Here is a 17,709-nt window from a genome sequence, read left to right as displayed (position 1 = left end):
AAATAAAATCAATAGCCTTTATCCTAAATACTTTTACGGTGTATAACATTAAAAATATAATTATGAAATTTTTAAACGACGGAGGACCACTTTTTATGTACTCTTTATTAATGCTCTTAGCAATCATTGCTTTTTTATTGATCAGAGTTTTTACCTCAAAAAACACATCAAACAAACTTCCTAAACTAATCAATTCCATTGGTTTGTTTGCTCTTACTTTTGGGATACTCGGACAAATTATTGGATTACTAAGTGCCTTCAGCTACATGCAACAAACATCCGTATCTCAGGAGGTTCTTGCAGGCGGATTAAAAATTAGTTTTTATCCTACTGTTTTTGGGGTTTTTATTTATCTAATTTCTAAACTTGGCACTATTGTAATTACTTGGCTTCAAAAGGACACCCCTAATAAAAAATAACATCTATTTATTTAGATCTCAATTTATAAGTACCTTTTTAGTTATTTTTGTTTACATCAATTACTAAGAAGGTATTTATTTTGGATAGAAAACTAAAACTTATTTGGGATTTTAAAGGTCCTGCCGGGCTGGGCACTGCAAAACACCATTGCATACATTTAAAAGAATTTGCAGAAATTGAAAAATTAAATTTTTACGAAATTGATTTTCAGGAAATTTCTGACATGCATGCCACTGCTTACATCATTGTTGATGAAATTGACATGAAAACCTACCGAGACGCTTTAAAACCTCACCGTGGTCAAGTAGCTCAATAAAACAATTTTTCACCGCTATGAAAATTTTAAAACTCCTAGTTCTTTTTAGCTTTCTCTGTTTTTATCTTAAATCAAACGCACAAACTCTTGGAAAGCATGCTGCTGATATTGATTGGAAATCTATTGAAACAGAAAATGTAAAAGTTATATTTCCTGAAGGTACAAACCTACAAGCACAAAGAATTGCGGATGTTATAGAATATATACATCAAAATAAAACAATTTCAGTTGGAGGCAAATCCAAAAAAATTGACATTGTACTTCAAAACCAACAAACTATATCCAATGGATTTGTAACTCTATCCCCTTATAGATCAGAGTTTTTCGCCATAAGTCCACAAGACCAATCTTCTCTTGGAACACCAGATTGGTTAGATTTATTATCGATGCATGAATACAGACATGCACTGCAATATGCTAACTCAAATCGTGGGGTGACAAAATTTTTTCACATTGTTGCGGGTCAAAACGGATGGGCATTTAGTCAAGGCTTAAGTATTCCATCTTGGTATCTTGAGGGAGATGCCGTACTTATCGAATCCCTACTTTCAGAAAATGGTCGTGGGAGAAATCCATACTTCTTTAAAGAGCAACGGGCATTATTTCTAGAGGACAAAATTTATTCTTACCACAAAGCACAAAATGGTTCTTATAAAGATATTGTCCCTAATATTTATCCATTGGGATATATGATTAACAACCATATTAGAAATAATTATGAGATAGAAACGGGTAGCAAAATCTTAGCTGACGCGGGAAGATATAAATTCGGGCTATATCCATTTTCTAGTGCAATGAAAAAACACACAGGTTTTTCTACCACTAAAATGTATAAAAAAAGTGCCTTAGCACTGCAAGAAAAATGGAAAAGTGAAAATTCCAGTCTTGAAAAGTCAGAAAATATTTTAGTTGCTACAAAAAACTCAAATACTGTTACTCACTATACTTTTCCGCAATATTTAAATAATGGAAATATTGTTGCATTAAAAAGAAGCTTCAAAGAAACCCCTTATTTAGTAGAGCTAAATAAGGGTAAAGAGAAAAAACTAACAACGATTGGTATTGCGGCTCAAGAATATCTTTCTATCAACAACAACTATATTACTTGGACAGAGCATCAAAAAGACCTCAGACATGCCAATAAGAATTATAGTGATATCATCACATACAACTACAATTCAAACCAAAAGAAACATTTAACCAAAAACAAACGTTATTTCTCTCCTCACTACGCTTCCGACGGTTCAAAAATAACTGCCGTTCAATACCAAGAAAACATAAAATATACGATCGATATTATTGACGCTTCAAACGGGAATCTATTAGAAACATTACCGAATCCTAACAATGATTTTTTAAGTACTCCTAAATGGTCAAAAGACAATACGTCCATTATTTACCTAGCAAAACGAAATTCAAAACTCGCTTTTTTCAAATACAATATTGCTCAAAAAAAGAACATCCAAATTTCTAATTGGACTACTGCGACTATAGGACAATACACACTTTCAACAGACAAATTATATTTTACTGCATCTTATAGTGGAATTGATAACATTTATAGCTTAGACTTGAACGGCAAAAGAAACCTAGAACAAATTTCTTCTGTAAAAGTTGGAGCCTACTTCCCAGATATCTCAAATGACAACAAAAAAATTGTATACGCTGAATTCACTACGAAAGGATATCAACTGAAAGAACAAAATTTACAAACTGAATTTGAATCCTTTAAAATCCCTAATTTAGAAAATTCAAATTTTTACGATTTAAAAACTACAAATATAGAGCATGCCATTCTAGATTCTATTCCAAAAGAAACCTATGATCCTAAAGATTATAAAGGATTTTTTAAAGGAACAAAACTACACAGTTGGGGAATCACAACTTCTACCACTTCTACCAATACTTGGGGAGCAAACGTACAGTTTCAAAATATTCTGAATGATTTTAGAGGAAACATTGCCCTTTTACACAATATCAATGAAGGAACTAATAGTTTGCGTGCTGATGTTGGGTACGGAAAAGGACTTTTTAGTTGGAATATAAAAACGGCTACCCTTAAAAGAAATTCTACTTATGGTGCATTTGAGTTGCCATTTAACACTCAATTTGATGAATTATTATATGGTGGTGGTTTTTCAATCCCAATTTCTAGATTCAAAGGAAACTATTCACAGTCTTTTGCATTTGCAACTAACTACATACAACATGACACTTACAATTATGACATTTCTAATACTATTGGTTTAAATTTTGGAGCTATAGAATCAAGTATTACACTTTCTAATATTCGAAGAACGGCTTTGCAAAATGTTGCCCCTCGATGGGGACAATACCTAACCTTCAATTACAATAAAAGCATAACAGATGTAACAGCAGAAAAACTATCATTTAATAGTTTGATTTTCTTTCCTGGATTAGCAAAAAACCATAGTTTGAACTTTGTTTTTAACGGACAAAAAGAACTTATTGAAAACCAATACAGGTACTCTGACACTTTTAGATATGCAAGAGGTTATACAGCCATAATAAATGAACAAGTAATAAAAATTTCTGCAAACTATGAATTACCTGTAATTTACCCCGATTTTGGTATTTGGGGATTAACGTATTTCAAAAGAATTAGATTCAATGCTTTTATTGATGCAAGCAGTATAAATACTAAAACTTATACTACAGAAGGCTCAAACGAGGATCCAACCGTTATAGTAACACCAACTACAATAAACCAAAATTCTTATGGAGCAGAGCTGATCTTTGACAATATTTATTTCAATATTGCACCGGTTGCTCTAGGACTGAGACAAAGTTTTTTGATGAACAACAATTTCAGCAACCCTAGTAAAACAAGTGCTTTCGAAGTTTTTATACAAATCGGGTTTTAGTTTTCATCCAAAACATTTCCAATAATAAACCCACCTGTCCAAGCATTTTGAAAATTAAATCCACCCGTTACGGCATCTATATTTAAAACTTCCCCTGCAAAAAACAAGTTCTTATGTAACTTACTCTCAAACCTTTTAAAATTTATTTCTTTTAGAGCAATTCCTCCTGCTGTTACAAATTCATCTTTAAAAGTACTTTTCCCGCTAGCTTTGAAAACTGCTTTTGATAACTGACCTGCAATTTCCTCCAAGTTTTTATTACTCAAATCTGCCCACTTACTCGTTGCATCTACCCCAACGATAGTAACCAAGCGCTCCCAAAGCCTTTTAGATATTGGTTCAAAAGGAGATCTTAAACCGATTTGTTTTTTCGTATTTGCTTTTTTAATTTTATGAAGTTCTTGAATCACCTGACCTAAGGGTTTAGACAACCAATTCACCTCCACTTGATACTCATAATTTTTTTCTGCTAATTTCCTTGCACCAAAAGCTGATAATTTTAACACGGCAGGACCACTTAACCCCCAATGTGTTATCAACAATGGCCCATTGGACTCCAATTTTGTATCCACTATTTTAACCGTTGCATGAGGAACCGATACCCCAAGTAAATCGGTTAATCTTGGATCTTTAATATTAAAAGTAAACAAAGAAGGAACAGGATCTATAACTTTATGCCCTAAACTAGAAACCAACTCCCAAACTCGTTTACTACTCCCTGCGGTAATTACCAATTTATCGCATTCAAAAACTCCTTTAGTACTTGAAACCTCCCAAATTTCATTTTCTTTTTTTACGGAATTGACGCCATGATTTTTTAAAACTTCAATGTCATACTTAGCTACCAAACGTTCAAAACAATCGATAATACTTTGAGAAGAGTTCGATTGTGGAAAAACACGATTGTCCTTTTCTATTTTTAACGGCACCCCTCTACTTTCAAACCACTCCATGGTGTCTCCAGTCATAAATTGATGAAAAGGACCTAATAATTCTTTTCTACCCCTTGGGTAAAACTCTGTCAAGTCTTTTGGAACAAAACAAGCATGAGTTACATTGCATCTTCCGCCTCCAGAAATTTTCACTTTTTGAAGCACCTCTTTTCCTTTCTCGAGAATTGTAATGGACAAATTCGGATTCTTTTCTTTTGCTGTAATCGCAGTAAAAAAACCTGCAGCTCCACCTCCTACAATAACAACATCTCTTTTAACATTCATAAGCATCAACTTCTTTATAATTCTATAGAATCATATCTTTATAAGGTACTATTGTTTCAAATCCTTTTTCTTCAAAATACGTTGGTGTCGATTTATCTCCAACCGCCATTACAAAATCACCTCCCCAAGCTCCCAAACTTTTAACTACACCATTAAAGTCAGCAAACAATTGCTCTTGTATTGGAACTACACCTATAAAATTTCCTGTAACAGTTTCATGTTCTTTTAATAAAGCAACAAACTCTTTGTAGTCTGTACACAAAGTTATTTTTTCCGTCAGTTTAGAAATTTCAGCAACAAAATATTTCTTATCTCCCAAGGTGTTTTTATACAATTGAATTCCCTCTTTGCTATCTTGTTTTTGGTTTAAGTACACAAAGTAAATACAATCCAAAAACTCAGGACAGAAAGTAACCTGGTTCACCATTGGGTTTGTTTTTCCAAGCTGATAATGAATTGCAACCTGGTTCTGAGCGCAAGCTATGTCATAACCACTCCCTCCAAAAGATTTCTGTAGTAACTCAAAAGCATCAACTTTAGCCCAATTTGCAATATTATTGATTAAGGTAGAAGAAGTACCCAACCCCCATTCGTTAGGAAAACTTAAAAATGTTTGCACAAAAGCACCATTGCCATCAGACAAAAACAATGGGTTCAATTCTTGCGCCACCATTAAAATCTTTTGTAAAGTAGCCAATGTAGGCTCTTCACTTAATTCAGACAACTTATCCAATTTTATTTCTGCCTGAAACCACAACTGTTTCACACAGTTAAAGCTTTCCCAAATCAATACAGGAACATCAAGAGGACTTACCTCTAAACTTTGTCCAAACTTTGTGGGAACAGCCAAAGCAAGGGCTCCATCTAAAACCGCATACTCCCCACTCAAAAGTAATTTTCCATTACTATAAAACTGTTCCATTATTTTAAGGTATTATAAAATTCATGAACAGCACTATGGGTTACCGGAACTTTTTCAAAATGAGCAACCGTCAATTCTTTTTCTTCATTAGAAGCTCCCAGTTGATTCAATATATTCATTAAATGCATTTTCATATGCCCTTTCTGAATTCCGGTTGTAGTTAAGGCTCTCAATGCAGCAAAGTTTTGAGCCAACCCAGCCACTGCAATAATTTTCATTAACTCCTCTGCTGATGGATTTTGTAACAATTCTAAAGATAATTTTGCCATGGGATGCAATGCTGTTAATCCTCCAACTGTACCCAAGGCCAATGGAATCTCTATCCAAAATTTAAAAATCCCATCTTTCACCTCACACTGTGTTAAACTCTTGTAACGTCCTTCTTTAGCGGCATATGCATGCGCACAAGATTCAATTGCTCTAAAATCGTTACCCGTTGCCAATACAACAGCATCGATACCATTCATAATTCCTTTATTATGTGTCACCGCTCTATGAGGCTCCACATTCGCTATATCAATAGCCGTCTTAAACTTTCTTGCATATTCATTAGGGTCTATTTCCGAAGTACCTTGAATTAACTCCTCTACTTTACATGAAACTTCAGCCCTTACCAAACATTCCGGAACATAATTAGACAAAATACTCATTACTATTTGAATTCCATCTTTTTCAAACCTAGAAGCAATAGCCTCCAAACAAGAATTGATAAAATTAGCCCCCATAGAATCCTTTGTTTCAAAAGTCACATGTAGCTGGTAATAATTCTCCAATTCTTCCGTCTTTGATCGTAATTCTATGTCTACTATTCCACCTCCACGCTTACGCATATTAGCTGTAATCGACTCGGTACTTGCAAACAAATCCGTTTTCACCTCCTTAAAATATGCTTCAATATCAGAAGGAGCTCCGCTAAACATAAAATGAACTTGTCCGATTTTGGTTGTTCCTAATATCGTTGTTTTGAAACCACCTCTTGTACTCCAAAACTTCCCTATCAAAGAAGCTGCTGCTACCACAGAGCTCTCTTCAATAACCATAGGAATCGTGTAATCAACACCATCGATAATAAAATTTGGAGCGACACCAAATGGTAAATAAAAATTAGAAATCGTATTTTCTATAAAATCATCATGTAGTCTTTGCAATTTTTCATCCGTATTCCAATACTTTTTTAACGTCTCTTTTGTAATAGACTGTTTATTAAAAAATGCTTTTACCAGCCAATCAATTTTTTCTTCCTTAGAAAACTTAGAAAATCCTGTAATTCTTCTTACCATATCTGTTAAATTCTCATTTATGACGGCAAAGATACCGATTACGCTAAATATGCAACTACTATATCTTTTGTTAAATTATGTTAATTTATAATTCTTATCTTTGTCCAATAACCAAATACTCACACTTTTAAAATAAATTACATGAAAAAAACAAAATTTTTTGGCTTGTCAGCCATAATTTTAGCAAGTATTTTTACTTCTTGCGATATAAGTTATTTCGATAACGAGATAGAAGATTTCACCTGGGAGGGCGGAGTGAATCTTCCAGTGGGTCATGCAACCTATACTTTGTCAGAGCTTTTTGAAGAATTAGAAGTAGAAGATTTAGATGAAGATCCAAGTGGAAATTTTTCATATTCTTATACAGAAAGTATCAATGGCGGAGATGACAGTGCTTTTGATGTATCAATTGACGATGTTACCATTACTTCATCTGTTGCCACTCCTGTAACAGCTTCAGATATTAGTCCAGCAACATTCCCTTTAATTTTACCTGATCCATTACCAACTGCCTTGACTGGAGGTAAATCGGACAATGATAAAGTGGTTCACCCCCTAGGATTGACCCAAGAATTAACAGGTGCCGCCTTTAACAACGGTACTATGGTAATTACCTTTACCTCTACTTTTGCTGCAGCAAACGCTGAGTTAAAAATGAGTATTCCATCATTCACAAAAAAAACTGATAATAGCGAATATGAAGGTACTGTAACTTTGAACGGTGCTGAAAGCAAAGAACTTACAATTAATTTAAGTGACTACAATGCAAACTTTACACATGATGGAGCTGCCTTTGATGCTACCGTGAATAGTGTTGTATTGAATATGGCCTCAAAATTTACTTTTATTGCTGGTCAAGAATTGACTGCAACAGACAATATTTCGTACAGCGCTGTTTTAACAGGTGCGTCTACTAATGTTGTTTATGGTGATTTCAAACAAGAAGGATTCTCTGTAGACAATAGCACAATCGATTTAGATTTCTTTAGTGACTTCGGTGATGGTATTACATTTGAAGATGCATCAATGACTATCTCTGCAACAAATGACTTTGGTTTTCCTATTGGAATTGATGTTAGTGGTATCGCTGGAGACAAAGGAGTAGGAACTCCCTCTACAGCTTTGACCTATACAAGTACTGATGCAGACGAATTAGCAGCAGGTAGTAATTATATTATTTTTGATGGTGTAGCAGCTTATTCTGATCCGACTACTGCTGTAGTTACCGCTACAACCTTAGACAAGGACAATTCAAATATCAATGCCTTATTGTCATCTGCTCCTACTAGATTCAATTTAAATGTTTCTGGTAAAGCAAATCCAGTTTTAGCCGCAACAAATGCAAACTTCTACGCTACTACAAACAATGGTCTTTCTGTAGATGTTACAGTTGATGTACCGCTAACTGTTAAATTCACGGATGTTACAATTTCTCAAGATGATATAGAACTTGACTTAGGTGATGATATTAATGATTTAAATGAACTTACACTAGACGTAACCACAGTCAACAATATTCCTTTATCTGGAACAATTGATCTTATTTTCAAAGAAAACGGAGCACCCAATGGACTTACTAAATCTATTGATATTTTTGAAGCGGCACCAATTGATGCAACTGGAAAATCTAACGGTTCTACGAACACTACAAATACGATCGAATTTAGCTTCAGCGAAATGGAATTATTAAAACAAGCTACGGAAGTTGGTTTTGACATCACCTTTAATTCAGGTACTGATGCTGTTAAATTGAATGGTGCTGACACAATAAAGGTAATCCTTAAAGCAAATGTTGCTGTAGAGATAACAGGTGATGACGAAGAAGAGAACAACTAAAAAAGAAATAGAAAAGATGAAAAAAAATATTTATTTATACATAGCATTTTTAGTTGTTGCTGCTAACAATATCAATGCACAGGATTATTTTTCGTTCTACAATCTTGGTGATTATGTAGTTCAAACACAAAATGTATCACCCGTATACATCCCTAAGAATTCGTTCACATTTGCTGTCCCAGTAGCCAATTTAGGATTTAACTTAAATTCAGGTTTTAAAGTAAACGAATTACTTGTGCAAAACGAATTGACAAATAATTTGGAGTTTAACCTAGCCAACCTTTATGATGAAGCAGACGATCTAAATGATCTGAATGTTGATGTTACAGTTAACTTGTTCTATATGGCATTCAAAAGAAAAAGAGGTTCATTTACCATCTTTGCCAACTCTAGAGCTACTAACAACTGGAGGTACTCTAAAGATTTCTTAGGAATTGCTGCGAATGGAATCACTGACAGCTTTTCTTTAAACGAGGTCAATGAATACACAGGATATAATGAATTTGGTATTGGTATCACACAAACTTTCTTCAATGACAAACTTGCCGTTGCTGTAAGAGCAAAATACCTAAATGGTTATGTGCATAGTTCCACAGAAGAAGGAGCCACTGCATCTTTAGAAATAGATGAGTTAGGAAACTATATTCTATCTGCTCAAAATGCAACTGTAAACAGTGCAGGTAACAGCCTATTTGATGAAAGCGGAACAGATGATTTCAAAGTTTTTACAGAAAACACAGGTTGGGGATTTGATTTTGGTGCTACCTTTAAAGCTACTAAAAAATTAACTTTTGAGATCGCTGTGAATGACGTTGGATCTATCACTTGGAAAGAGGATATCAAGAATTTTAATATTGAAGATACTAACGGGGAAACTTATTCAGGAATTGATCTTAGAGATGACGCTGGCGGACTTGAAAACAATGCTCTAGATGAATTAGAAAGAATATTCGATACGAACGAAACAGAGGAAGAGTTTGAAACAAAATTAAACATGAAAACTTACCTTTCTGCTCGTTACGCACTGACAGAAAAAAACACGTTTACTTTGGCGGCATTTAACACACATGCTTTTGACGAATTCAAACCAAGCTACTCTTTGGGATATAACAGAACATTAAACAAAACTACTTTTGGTGTTTTAACTAGTATGGGTGGTATTGACAATGAATTCTTATTCGGGGCAAACTTTGCCATGAAATTAGGGCCGTTACAATTGTATGCTGCTACCGATAGTTTAAAAGCATTATTCACAAAACCTGAAGAAGCAACAGGCGCAAATGTTCGCGTTGGTTTAAACTTAGTTTTTGGATACAACAAGCACATAAAAGCCAAAAACACTGGAAACAACGTTCAATAAATTATAAATTACCGATTTAAACAAACAAAAAGAGCTACTTACATAAAGTAGCTCTTTTTTATTTTCAACAAAGAATACTGAGTTCCAAACACTTAAAAAAAACTTTTAAATTTCTCCATTTTTTTCTTGTATAAAACGTAGATGTGTAGTATATTTGCCGCGTCTTAAACGGGTAACAAAAGAAACAAAGTTTAATACAGGCCGATGTAGCTCAGCTGGCTAGAGCAGCTGATTTGTAATCAGCAGGTCGTGGGTTCGAGTCCCTCCATCGGCTCAAAAAAACACTTCAATTTGAAGTGTTTTTTTTTGCACTAAACTTTCCGAAATAAATTTCTTATAAAAGTTTGACCTACTTAAAAGTGAACTCTAATCTATAAGTCAGTAGACAGAATCTGCTACTTCCTAATTTTACATGAAACAAAAAAAAGGAGTAACCTAAACGATTACTCCTTTTTCAACTAAACTTAAACCAATATTTTGAAAAATAATTCTTTAAAACATTCAAAAAGTAATCGCTGGTAACCACTCCGAACTTTCCTTTCATGAACTTGAAATTATCATCAAATTTATACTGCAAAGATACGGCAGTAATACAGTTACAAACATCATCATAATTGCCTAATACATGTGTTATTTTAACCTACAACGTTTTCATTAGAATAATTTACGATAAAATAACATAGAAGAAACATTGGTTTTACTTATTTTTGAGTAAAAAATAGATATGTTAACTAATAAACCCACACTCAAAAAGATAGAACCAGACTTTGGTAGTTCTTTTCTTATGAATCACTATAAAGAGTCGGTTAAAGATAGATTTCAATTCTGGCACTTTCATCCTGAACTAGAATTAGTATACGTTAACAATGGCGGTGGTAAAAGACACATAGGAAATCATATCTCCTATTTCAAAAACAGCCAACTTCTTTTAATAGGTTCAAACTTGCCACATATGGGGTTCACAGATCGTTTAACAATCAATGGTTCTGAGACAACTATTCAAATGAAACCCGACTTTCTAGGAAAAGAATTTCTTAACCTCCCAGAGATGGATGCTATTCATAAATTGTTTGAAAGAGCAAAAATGGGAATGCTATTCCACCCAAGTGTAAAAAAAGAAGTAGGACCAAAAATCACCAACCTCACAAACCTCCAAGGAATCCAAAGACTTTTAACATTTATAGAAATTTTACATGAGCTTGCAATCACTCAAAACTACACCTTATTAAACGCTCAAGACTTTGCAATGGAAGTCTATCAACAAGATAATGATAGGGTTGATCAAATATTTAAGTACATTACTAAGAATTTTAAAAATCACATTGGACTAGAGGACATTGCTAATGAAGTTAACATGACTCCTCCATCATTTTGTAGGTATCTTAAAAAAGTAACGGGAAAAACATTCACAGTACTTGTAAATGAATATCGAATAGTACATGCATCAAAGTTACTTGCAGAAAAACCTACAAGTATTACTGATATATGCTATGAGAGTGGCTTTAATAATTTTTCTCACTTCAACAAAATTTTCAAGAAAAAAACGGGTTGGAGCCCTTCCAACTACAGAAATGAAATGAAAAGAATAATAAGTTGATTCACAATCACCTACCTATAAAAAAGAACAAAACATAATTTCGACTACATTAAAATACAGTCCTGAGCAAAACAACAACCAACTCGATAGGTGTAATTTTCCTAATTTAATTTAAAACAAAACTTTTTACCAAACGCAATTAACTTGCCATCGCGGTTATGCTAGTAGCAAAAGAAAGAGGCATCAAAATCCCCAAAGATATTCCTATCATTGGTTTTAATAATGAACCTGTTGATGAGTTAATTCAACCTTCACTAACTAGTATTGATCAACCTGGATATGAAATTGGGACAAACATCAGCACAACTTCTACTAAATAAAATCAAAAATTACTCCTCTAAAAACAGTCGGAAAATATTAAAATCAAAACTTATCATTCGAAACTCAACTAACAAAAACAAACAAATTTAATTTGTATCTCATCCTAATTTATCGTCAAAATCGACCCATTTTTCACAAGTAAAAAAACTATCTTAATAAGTCTAAAAATGACATTTTCAGTCTCCAAAAAGTCGTCAAAAAGACAAGAAACAATCACTAACCTCTAACAAAACAGCAGGTTAAATTAAAAACAACAAAAAATTGTCTTTTCATGTTTGAAATACTATATTTGCACGTTTATAAAATTTAAGACAATAAATAATGCAAAACAAAGGACTTATAAAACTGTTCGCAATTCTCTTTGGAATAGTTAGTTTATACCAATTATCATTTACTTGGTTAGCGGGAGGTGTTGAAAAGGACGCTAAAGAATATGCAATTGCACATGCCGAAGAAAACGACGGTAGAGCTTTAGCAAAATTTGAAAGAACCTATTTAGATTCTGTTGCTAACGTTGCTGTATTTGATAAATTTGGAGTTTCTTTTAGCTACAATGACATCAAAGACAAAGAAATTAATTTAGGTCTTGATTTAAAAGGAGGAATTAATGCAACCCTACAAGTATCTGTAAAAGACATCTTAATTGGGTTGTCAAACAATTCTAAAAATGAGTCATTTAACAAAGCTTTAAAAGCTGCTTCAGAAGATCAAAAAAACAGTACTGATTCATATTTAGATTTATTCTTTGCTGCATTTGATAATATTGCAACTGGAAACGATAAATTAAATGCTCCAGATATTTTTGGTAACAAATCTTTAAGAGAGAAAATTAACTTCCAAAAATCTGATGAAGAAACTAAAGATGCTATTCGTGAAGAAATTAGTAGTTCTATCAATACTGCCTTTGAAGTATTAAGAAGTAGAATTGATAAATTTGGTGTTACACAACCAAACATTCAAAGAATTGGAAACTCAGGTAGAATCTTAATTGAATTACCTGGAGCCAAAGATATTGAGCGTGTAAAGAAATTATTACAATCTACTGCAGAATTGCAATTTTGGGAAGTATATTCTAACCAAGAAACTGCTCAGTTCTTATACTCTGCAAATTCAAAAATCATTGAATTATTCAAAGAGGAAACTCCAAAAGAAGAAACGACTTCAACGGAGGATTCTTCAAGTGAAATTGACGATTTATTAGGAGAGGTAAAAGACTCTACTGCAACAAAACAAACAAAAGATTTATTTTCAGTTTTATACCCTAGAATTCCTAGAAGTCAAAATGAAATTAGCTCTATTATAGGTACAGCAGCGGTTATTGATACTGCTACTGTAAACAAATACTTAGCCATGAAAGAAATCAGAGAGTTGTTGTCTCCTGAAATGAAACATGTTAAATTCCTATGGGATGCTAAGCCAATCAAGGATACAGAAGTTATCAACTTGTATGCTATTAAATCTAACAGAAAGGACATCGCTCCTATCCAAGGAGATGTAATTATCAATGCTTCTCAAGAGTACGACCAATTAGGAACAAACCCTGAGGTTAGCATGACTATGAACTCAAGAGGTTCTAAACTTTGGGCTAAAATGACTGCAGATAATGTTGGAAATTTTGTTGCTGTAGTATTAGATGATTACGTTTATACAGCTCCTAGAGTGAATACTGCAATTACCGGTGGTAGAACTTCTATCTCAGGAAATTTCACAGTATTAGAAGCGCAAGATTTAGCCAATGTATTGAAAGCCGGAAAACTTCCTGCTGCTGCACATATTATTCAATCTGAAATTGTTGGTCCTTCTTTAGGTCAAGAAGCAATTGACAGTGGTATTCAATCTTTCATTCTTGCTTTGATCTTAGTTTTGGTTTGGATGATTTTCTACTACGGAAAAGCTGGTATTTTTGCAAACGTAGCATTGTTAGTAAACATTTTATTTATTTTCGGAATACTTTCAGCTTTTGGTGCTGTATTAACTTTACCTGGTATCGCTGGTATTGTACTTACAATAGGTATGTCTGTGGATGCAAACGTACTTATCTTTGAGCGTATCAAAGAAGAATTGGCAAGAGGGAAATCTTTGAAAGAAGGAATTAGCGATGGTTTTAGCAACGCTTTATCTTCTATTCTTGATGCAAACATCACTACCTTATTAACGGGATTAATTTTATTCGTATTTGGAACAGGTCCAGTAAAAGGATTTGCTTCTACTTTGATGATTGGTATTGCAACGTCTTTATTTACAGCAATTTTTATTACAAGACTATTTATTGATGCTTATTCTGGAAAAGGTCAAACATTGACTTTCAATACAGGAATGACTAAAAAATGGTTTACAAATATTGATATCGATTTCTTAAAGAAACGTAAAGTGATGTACGCTGTTTCTGGTACAATCATCGTATTAGGTTTAGGTTCATTATTTACAAATGGATTGAACTATGGTGTTGATTTTGTTGGAGGACGTTCTTATGTAGTTCGTTTTGCACAACCAATGAACTCATCTGAAGTTGCTAATAGCTTAAAAGACGTATTTGAAAGTTCACCTGAGGTTAAAACTTATGGTACTAGCAACCAATTAAAAATTACTACCAAATTTAGAATTGATGAAGAAGGTCAACGTGTAGATGAAGAAGTTCAATCTGCTTTATTTGAAGGTGTAAAAGCTTTCTTACCTGACGGAACTACATTAGAAGAATTCAATGGTGGGTTTGATGGACAAAAGGTTGGAATCTTTAATGCTATCAAAGTAGAACCTACAATTGCAGATGATATTAAAGACGCAGCTAAATGGGCTATTTTAGGATCTTTATTAGTCGTTTTCTTATACATCTTATTAAGATTTAAAAAATGGCAATATAGTTTAGGTGCTGTGGCTGCAGTATTCCACGATGTATTGATTGTATTATCTATTTTCTCAATTGCTTACAAAGTAATGCCATTTGATATGGAAATAGGTCAATCATTTATTGCCGCAATACTTACAGTAGTTGGATACTCATTAAATGATACCGTAGTAATTTTTGATAGAATTAGAGAATATTCAAAATTACACGCAGGATGGCAATATCCAGAAGTTGTAAATAAAGCATTGAGCAGTACTTTAGGAAGAACTATCAATACTTCTTTAACTACTTTAATCGTATTATTAGCAATCTTCTTATTTGGAGGAGATTCTATCAAAGGATTTATGTTCGCCTTGATTATCGGGGTATTAGTTGGAACGTATTCTTCATTATTTGTGGCATCACCCATAATGTTTGATACATCTAACAAAAACGAAGGAAAAAAAACTAAATAGTTTATACCGTTTTAAGAATGGTAAACCGTCCCTAATTTTATTGGGGACGGTTTTCTGTTATTTTTAATAGAAGAATAAAGATTCAAAAGATGAAACCAATAAAGATACATGATAAAAACTTCGAGGTTTACATCCAACGTGAAAAGATTCAATTAGCTGTACAGTCTTTAGCCAAACAACTAAAGAAAGACTTGAATGGCGAAAGACCTCTTTTTATAAGTATTTTAAACGGTGCTTTTATTTTCGCTGCTGATTTTATGAGAGCTTTTGAAGATGAATGTGAAATATCATTTATCAAATTAGCCTCTTACGAAAAAACAAAATCTTCCGGCAAAGTAAAACAGCTGCTAGGAATTAATGAAGATCTAACCAACCGTACTATTGTGGTTTTAGAAGACATCATTGATACGGGTACTACCTTACAAGAAATATATAAAATTCTAGGCGAGGAACAGATTAAAGATTTAAAAATCGTTAGTTTATTTTTTAAGCCTGAAGTTTTCAAAAAAGAATTACACATAGATTACGTCGCATTTGAAATCCCTGACAACTTTATTGTGGGTTATGGATTAGATTATGACGGTTTAGGAAGAAACCTTCCAGATATTTACAAATTATCAAAACAATAAAAATGAAAAACATCGTATTATTCGGCCCTCCAGGAGCAGGAAAAGGAACACAAGCAGAAGTATTAAAGGATAAGTACAACTTAGTACATATTTCTACAGGAGATGTATTCCGTTTCAATATCAAAAATGAAACAGAATTAGGACTTTTAGCAAAATCATATATTGACCATGGTAATTTAGTTCCTGATGAAGTAACTATAAATATGTTGAAAGCTGAAGTTGAGAAAAACGAAGCTGCTAATGGTTTTATTTTCGATGGATTTCCTAGAACGGAATCTCAAGCTGCTGAATTGGATACTTTCCTTGCTGAAAAGAATGCAACAATTAATGGAATGATTGCTTTAGAAGTAGAAGAAGATGTACTTGTTGGACGTTTGTTAGAAAGAGGAAAAGTTTCTGGTCGTGCAGATGATCAAGACGAATCTAAAATCAGAAACCGTTTTAACGAATACAATACTAAAACTGCTATTGTAAAAGATTATTACGACAAACAAAATAAATATTATGGAATTAATGGTGTTGGATCTATTGATGATATCACTGGATTAATTTCAAACGTAATTGACAAATTACAATAACCCAAGCATTTATAACGCAAAGGTTTAAACCTTACAATCATGACTGACGGTAATTTTATTGACTATATTAAAATCTACGCATCTTCTGGAGATGGTGGTGGTGGCTCTACACACCTACATAGAGAGAAATTTATTACCAAAGGTGGACCTGACGGTGGTGACGGTGGTCGTGGTGGCCATGTTATTTTAAAAGGAAACAAAGGTATGTGGACGCTACATCATTTGCGTTTTCTAAAGCATACCCGAGCTGACAAAGGTGGACATGGTAGTAAAAGTAGAAGTACCGGTGCCGATGGTGAAGACAAATACCTAGACGTTCCTTTAGGTACCATTGTAAGAGATGTAGAAACACAAGAAATTCTTTTTGAAATTACTGAAGACCAACAAGAAATTATTCTTTGTGAAGGAGGAAAAGGTGGACTAGGTAACTGGAACTTCAAATCTGCTACCAACCAAACTCCAAGATATGCCCAACCGGGTATGCCTGGTGTAGACGGATGGTTTCAAATAGAGCTAAAACTTTTAGCTGATGTAGGTTTAGTTGGTTTCCCTAATGCTGGAAAGTCTACTTTACTAGCAACGGTTACTGCAGCAAAACCAAAAATTGCAGATTATGCCTTTACTACGCTAAAGCCTAATTTAGGAATTGTTGATTATAGAGATCATCAAAGTTTTGTTATGGCTGATATTCCTGGAATCATTGAAGGTGCTTCTGAAGGAAAAGGTTTAGGACATCGTTTTTTAAGACATATAGAACGTAACTCTGCGCTTCTCTTTTTAATTCCAGCCGATTCTGATGATATCAAAGAAGAATATAAAATTCTTTTAAATGAATTGAAAAAACACAATCCTGAACTTTTAGACAAACAACGATTGTTGGCTATTTCTAAATGTGACATGCTAGACGATGAATTAAAAGAGGAGATAAAAAAGGAACTCCCTGAGGGTATTCCTACCTTATTCTTTTCATCTGTTGCTCAAATTGGGATTATGGAATTAAAAGATGCCATTTGGAAACTTTTAAACTAAATAAAATAGGGATGTAATT

General features: G+C 33.5%; 12 protein-coding genes, 1 tRNA gene and 1 pseudogene. 11 read left to right on the top strand and 3 right to left on the bottom strand.

The features are described from left to right. Positions 1–62 precede the first annotated feature (62 nt). The 3 genes from AC2DZ0_RS14320 to AC2DZ0_RS14310 all read left to right on the top strand — a co-directional run bounded on the left by AC2DZ0_RS14320 (position 63) and on the right by AC2DZ0_RS14310 (position 3,621). A complete protein-coding gene (locus AC2DZ0_RS14320; protein WP_484642574.1) occupies positions 63–419 on the top strand; it encodes a MotA/TolQ/ExbB proton channel family protein in 357 nt (118 codons plus the stop codon). An 80-nt stretch (positions 420–499) separates the two neighbouring features. Beyond that, on the top strand, positions 500–736 hold the full coding sequence (locus tag AC2DZ0_RS14315) for a hypothetical protein (RefSeq protein ID WP_484490738.1): 237 nt from the start codon (positions 500–502) through the stop codon (positions 734–736). 17 nt (positions 737–753) lie between these two features. Beyond that, on the top strand, positions 754–3,621 hold the full coding sequence (locus tag AC2DZ0_RS14310; RefSeq protein WP_484642573.1) for a TolB family protein: 2,868 nt from the start codon (positions 754–756) through the stop codon (positions 3,619–3,621). Here AC2DZ0_RS14310 and AC2DZ0_RS14305 read toward each other — a convergent pair. From AC2DZ0_RS14305 to AC2DZ0_RS14295, 3 genes are read right to left on the bottom strand one after another with little or no spacing between them, the layout of a single operon-like run. Then, positions 3,618–4,838: a BaiN/RdsA family NAD(P)/FAD-dependent oxidoreductase gene (locus AC2DZ0_RS14305; protein ID WP_484642572.1), complete on the bottom strand. Its 1,221-nt coding sequence runs from the start codon at positions 4,836–4,838 to the stop codon at positions 3,618–3,620. The genes AC2DZ0_RS14310 and AC2DZ0_RS14305 overlap by 4 nt on opposite strands. 22 nt (positions 4,839–4,860) lie before the next feature. Next, positions 4,861–5,760, bottom strand: a complete 900-nt coding sequence (locus AC2DZ0_RS14300) for a GYDIA family GHMP kinase (RefSeq protein ID WP_484642571.1) — start codon at positions 5,758–5,760, stop codon at positions 4,861–4,863. Then, positions 5,760–7,040 carry a hydroxymethylglutaryl-CoA reductase, degradative gene (locus tag AC2DZ0_RS14295; protein WP_484642569.1) on the bottom strand — a complete coding sequence of 427 codons (1,281 nt, stop codon included), beginning with the start codon at positions 7,038–7,040 and terminating at the stop codon, positions 5,760–5,762. The genes AC2DZ0_RS14300 and AC2DZ0_RS14295 overlap by 1 nt, the downstream gene beginning before the upstream one ends. 141 nt (positions 7,041–7,181) lie before the next feature. Between AC2DZ0_RS14295 and AC2DZ0_RS14290 the strand changes: the two genes are divergently transcribed. The 8 genes and pseudogenes from AC2DZ0_RS14290 to obgE all read left to right on the top strand — a co-directional run bounded on the left by AC2DZ0_RS14290 (position 7,182) and on the right by obgE (position 17,690). After that, on the top strand, positions 7,182–8,876 hold the full coding sequence (locus AC2DZ0_RS14290) for a hypothetical protein (protein WP_484642568.1): 1,695 nt from the start codon (positions 7,182–7,184) through the stop codon (positions 8,874–8,876). A gap of 16 nt (positions 8,877–8,892) precedes the next feature. Continuing rightward, on the top strand, positions 8,893–10,236 hold the full coding sequence (locus AC2DZ0_RS14285; RefSeq protein ID WP_484642566.1) for a DUF5723 family protein: 1,344 nt from the start codon (positions 8,893–8,895) through the stop codon (positions 10,234–10,236). Positions 10,237–10,436: 200 nt separating this feature from the next. Further along, positions 10,437–10,510, top strand: a tRNA-Thr gene (locus AC2DZ0_RS14280). A 450-nt stretch (positions 10,511–10,960) separates the two neighbouring features. Next, on the top strand, positions 10,961–11,833 hold the full coding sequence (locus tag AC2DZ0_RS14275; RefSeq protein WP_484490731.1) for an AraC family transcriptional regulator: 873 nt from the start codon (positions 10,961–10,963) through the stop codon (positions 11,831–11,833). A 158-nt stretch (positions 11,834–11,991) separates the two neighbouring features. Beyond that, positions 11,992–12,153 carry a substrate-binding domain-containing protein gene (locus tag AC2DZ0_RS14270; protein ID WP_484642564.1) on the top strand — a complete coding sequence of 54 codons (162 nt, stop codon included), beginning with the start codon at positions 11,992–11,994 and terminating at the stop codon, positions 12,151–12,153. A 322-nt stretch (positions 12,154–12,475) separates the two neighbouring features. Further along, complete coding sequence (gene secDF / locus AC2DZ0_RS14265; protein ID WP_484642562.1) at positions 12,476–15,454, top strand: protein translocase subunit SecDF; 2,979 nt, start codon at positions 12,476–12,478, stop codon at positions 15,452–15,454. Between the two features lie 89 nt (positions 15,455–15,543). Beyond that, positions 15,544–16,661: pseudogene (locus AC2DZ0_RS14260) on the top strand (adenylate kinase). A 39-nt stretch (positions 16,662–16,700) separates the two neighbouring features. After that, entirely contained in the window at positions 16,701–17,690 is a 990-nt protein-coding gene (gene obgE, locus AC2DZ0_RS14255; RefSeq protein WP_484642560.1) for a GTPase ObgE, read from the top strand. Positions 17,691–17,709: the final 19 nt, after the last annotated feature.

It is taken from the genome of Flavicella sp. IMCC45668 (genome assembly GCF_057219105.1).
This window is presented reverse-complemented; position numbering and strand designations above follow the sequence as displayed.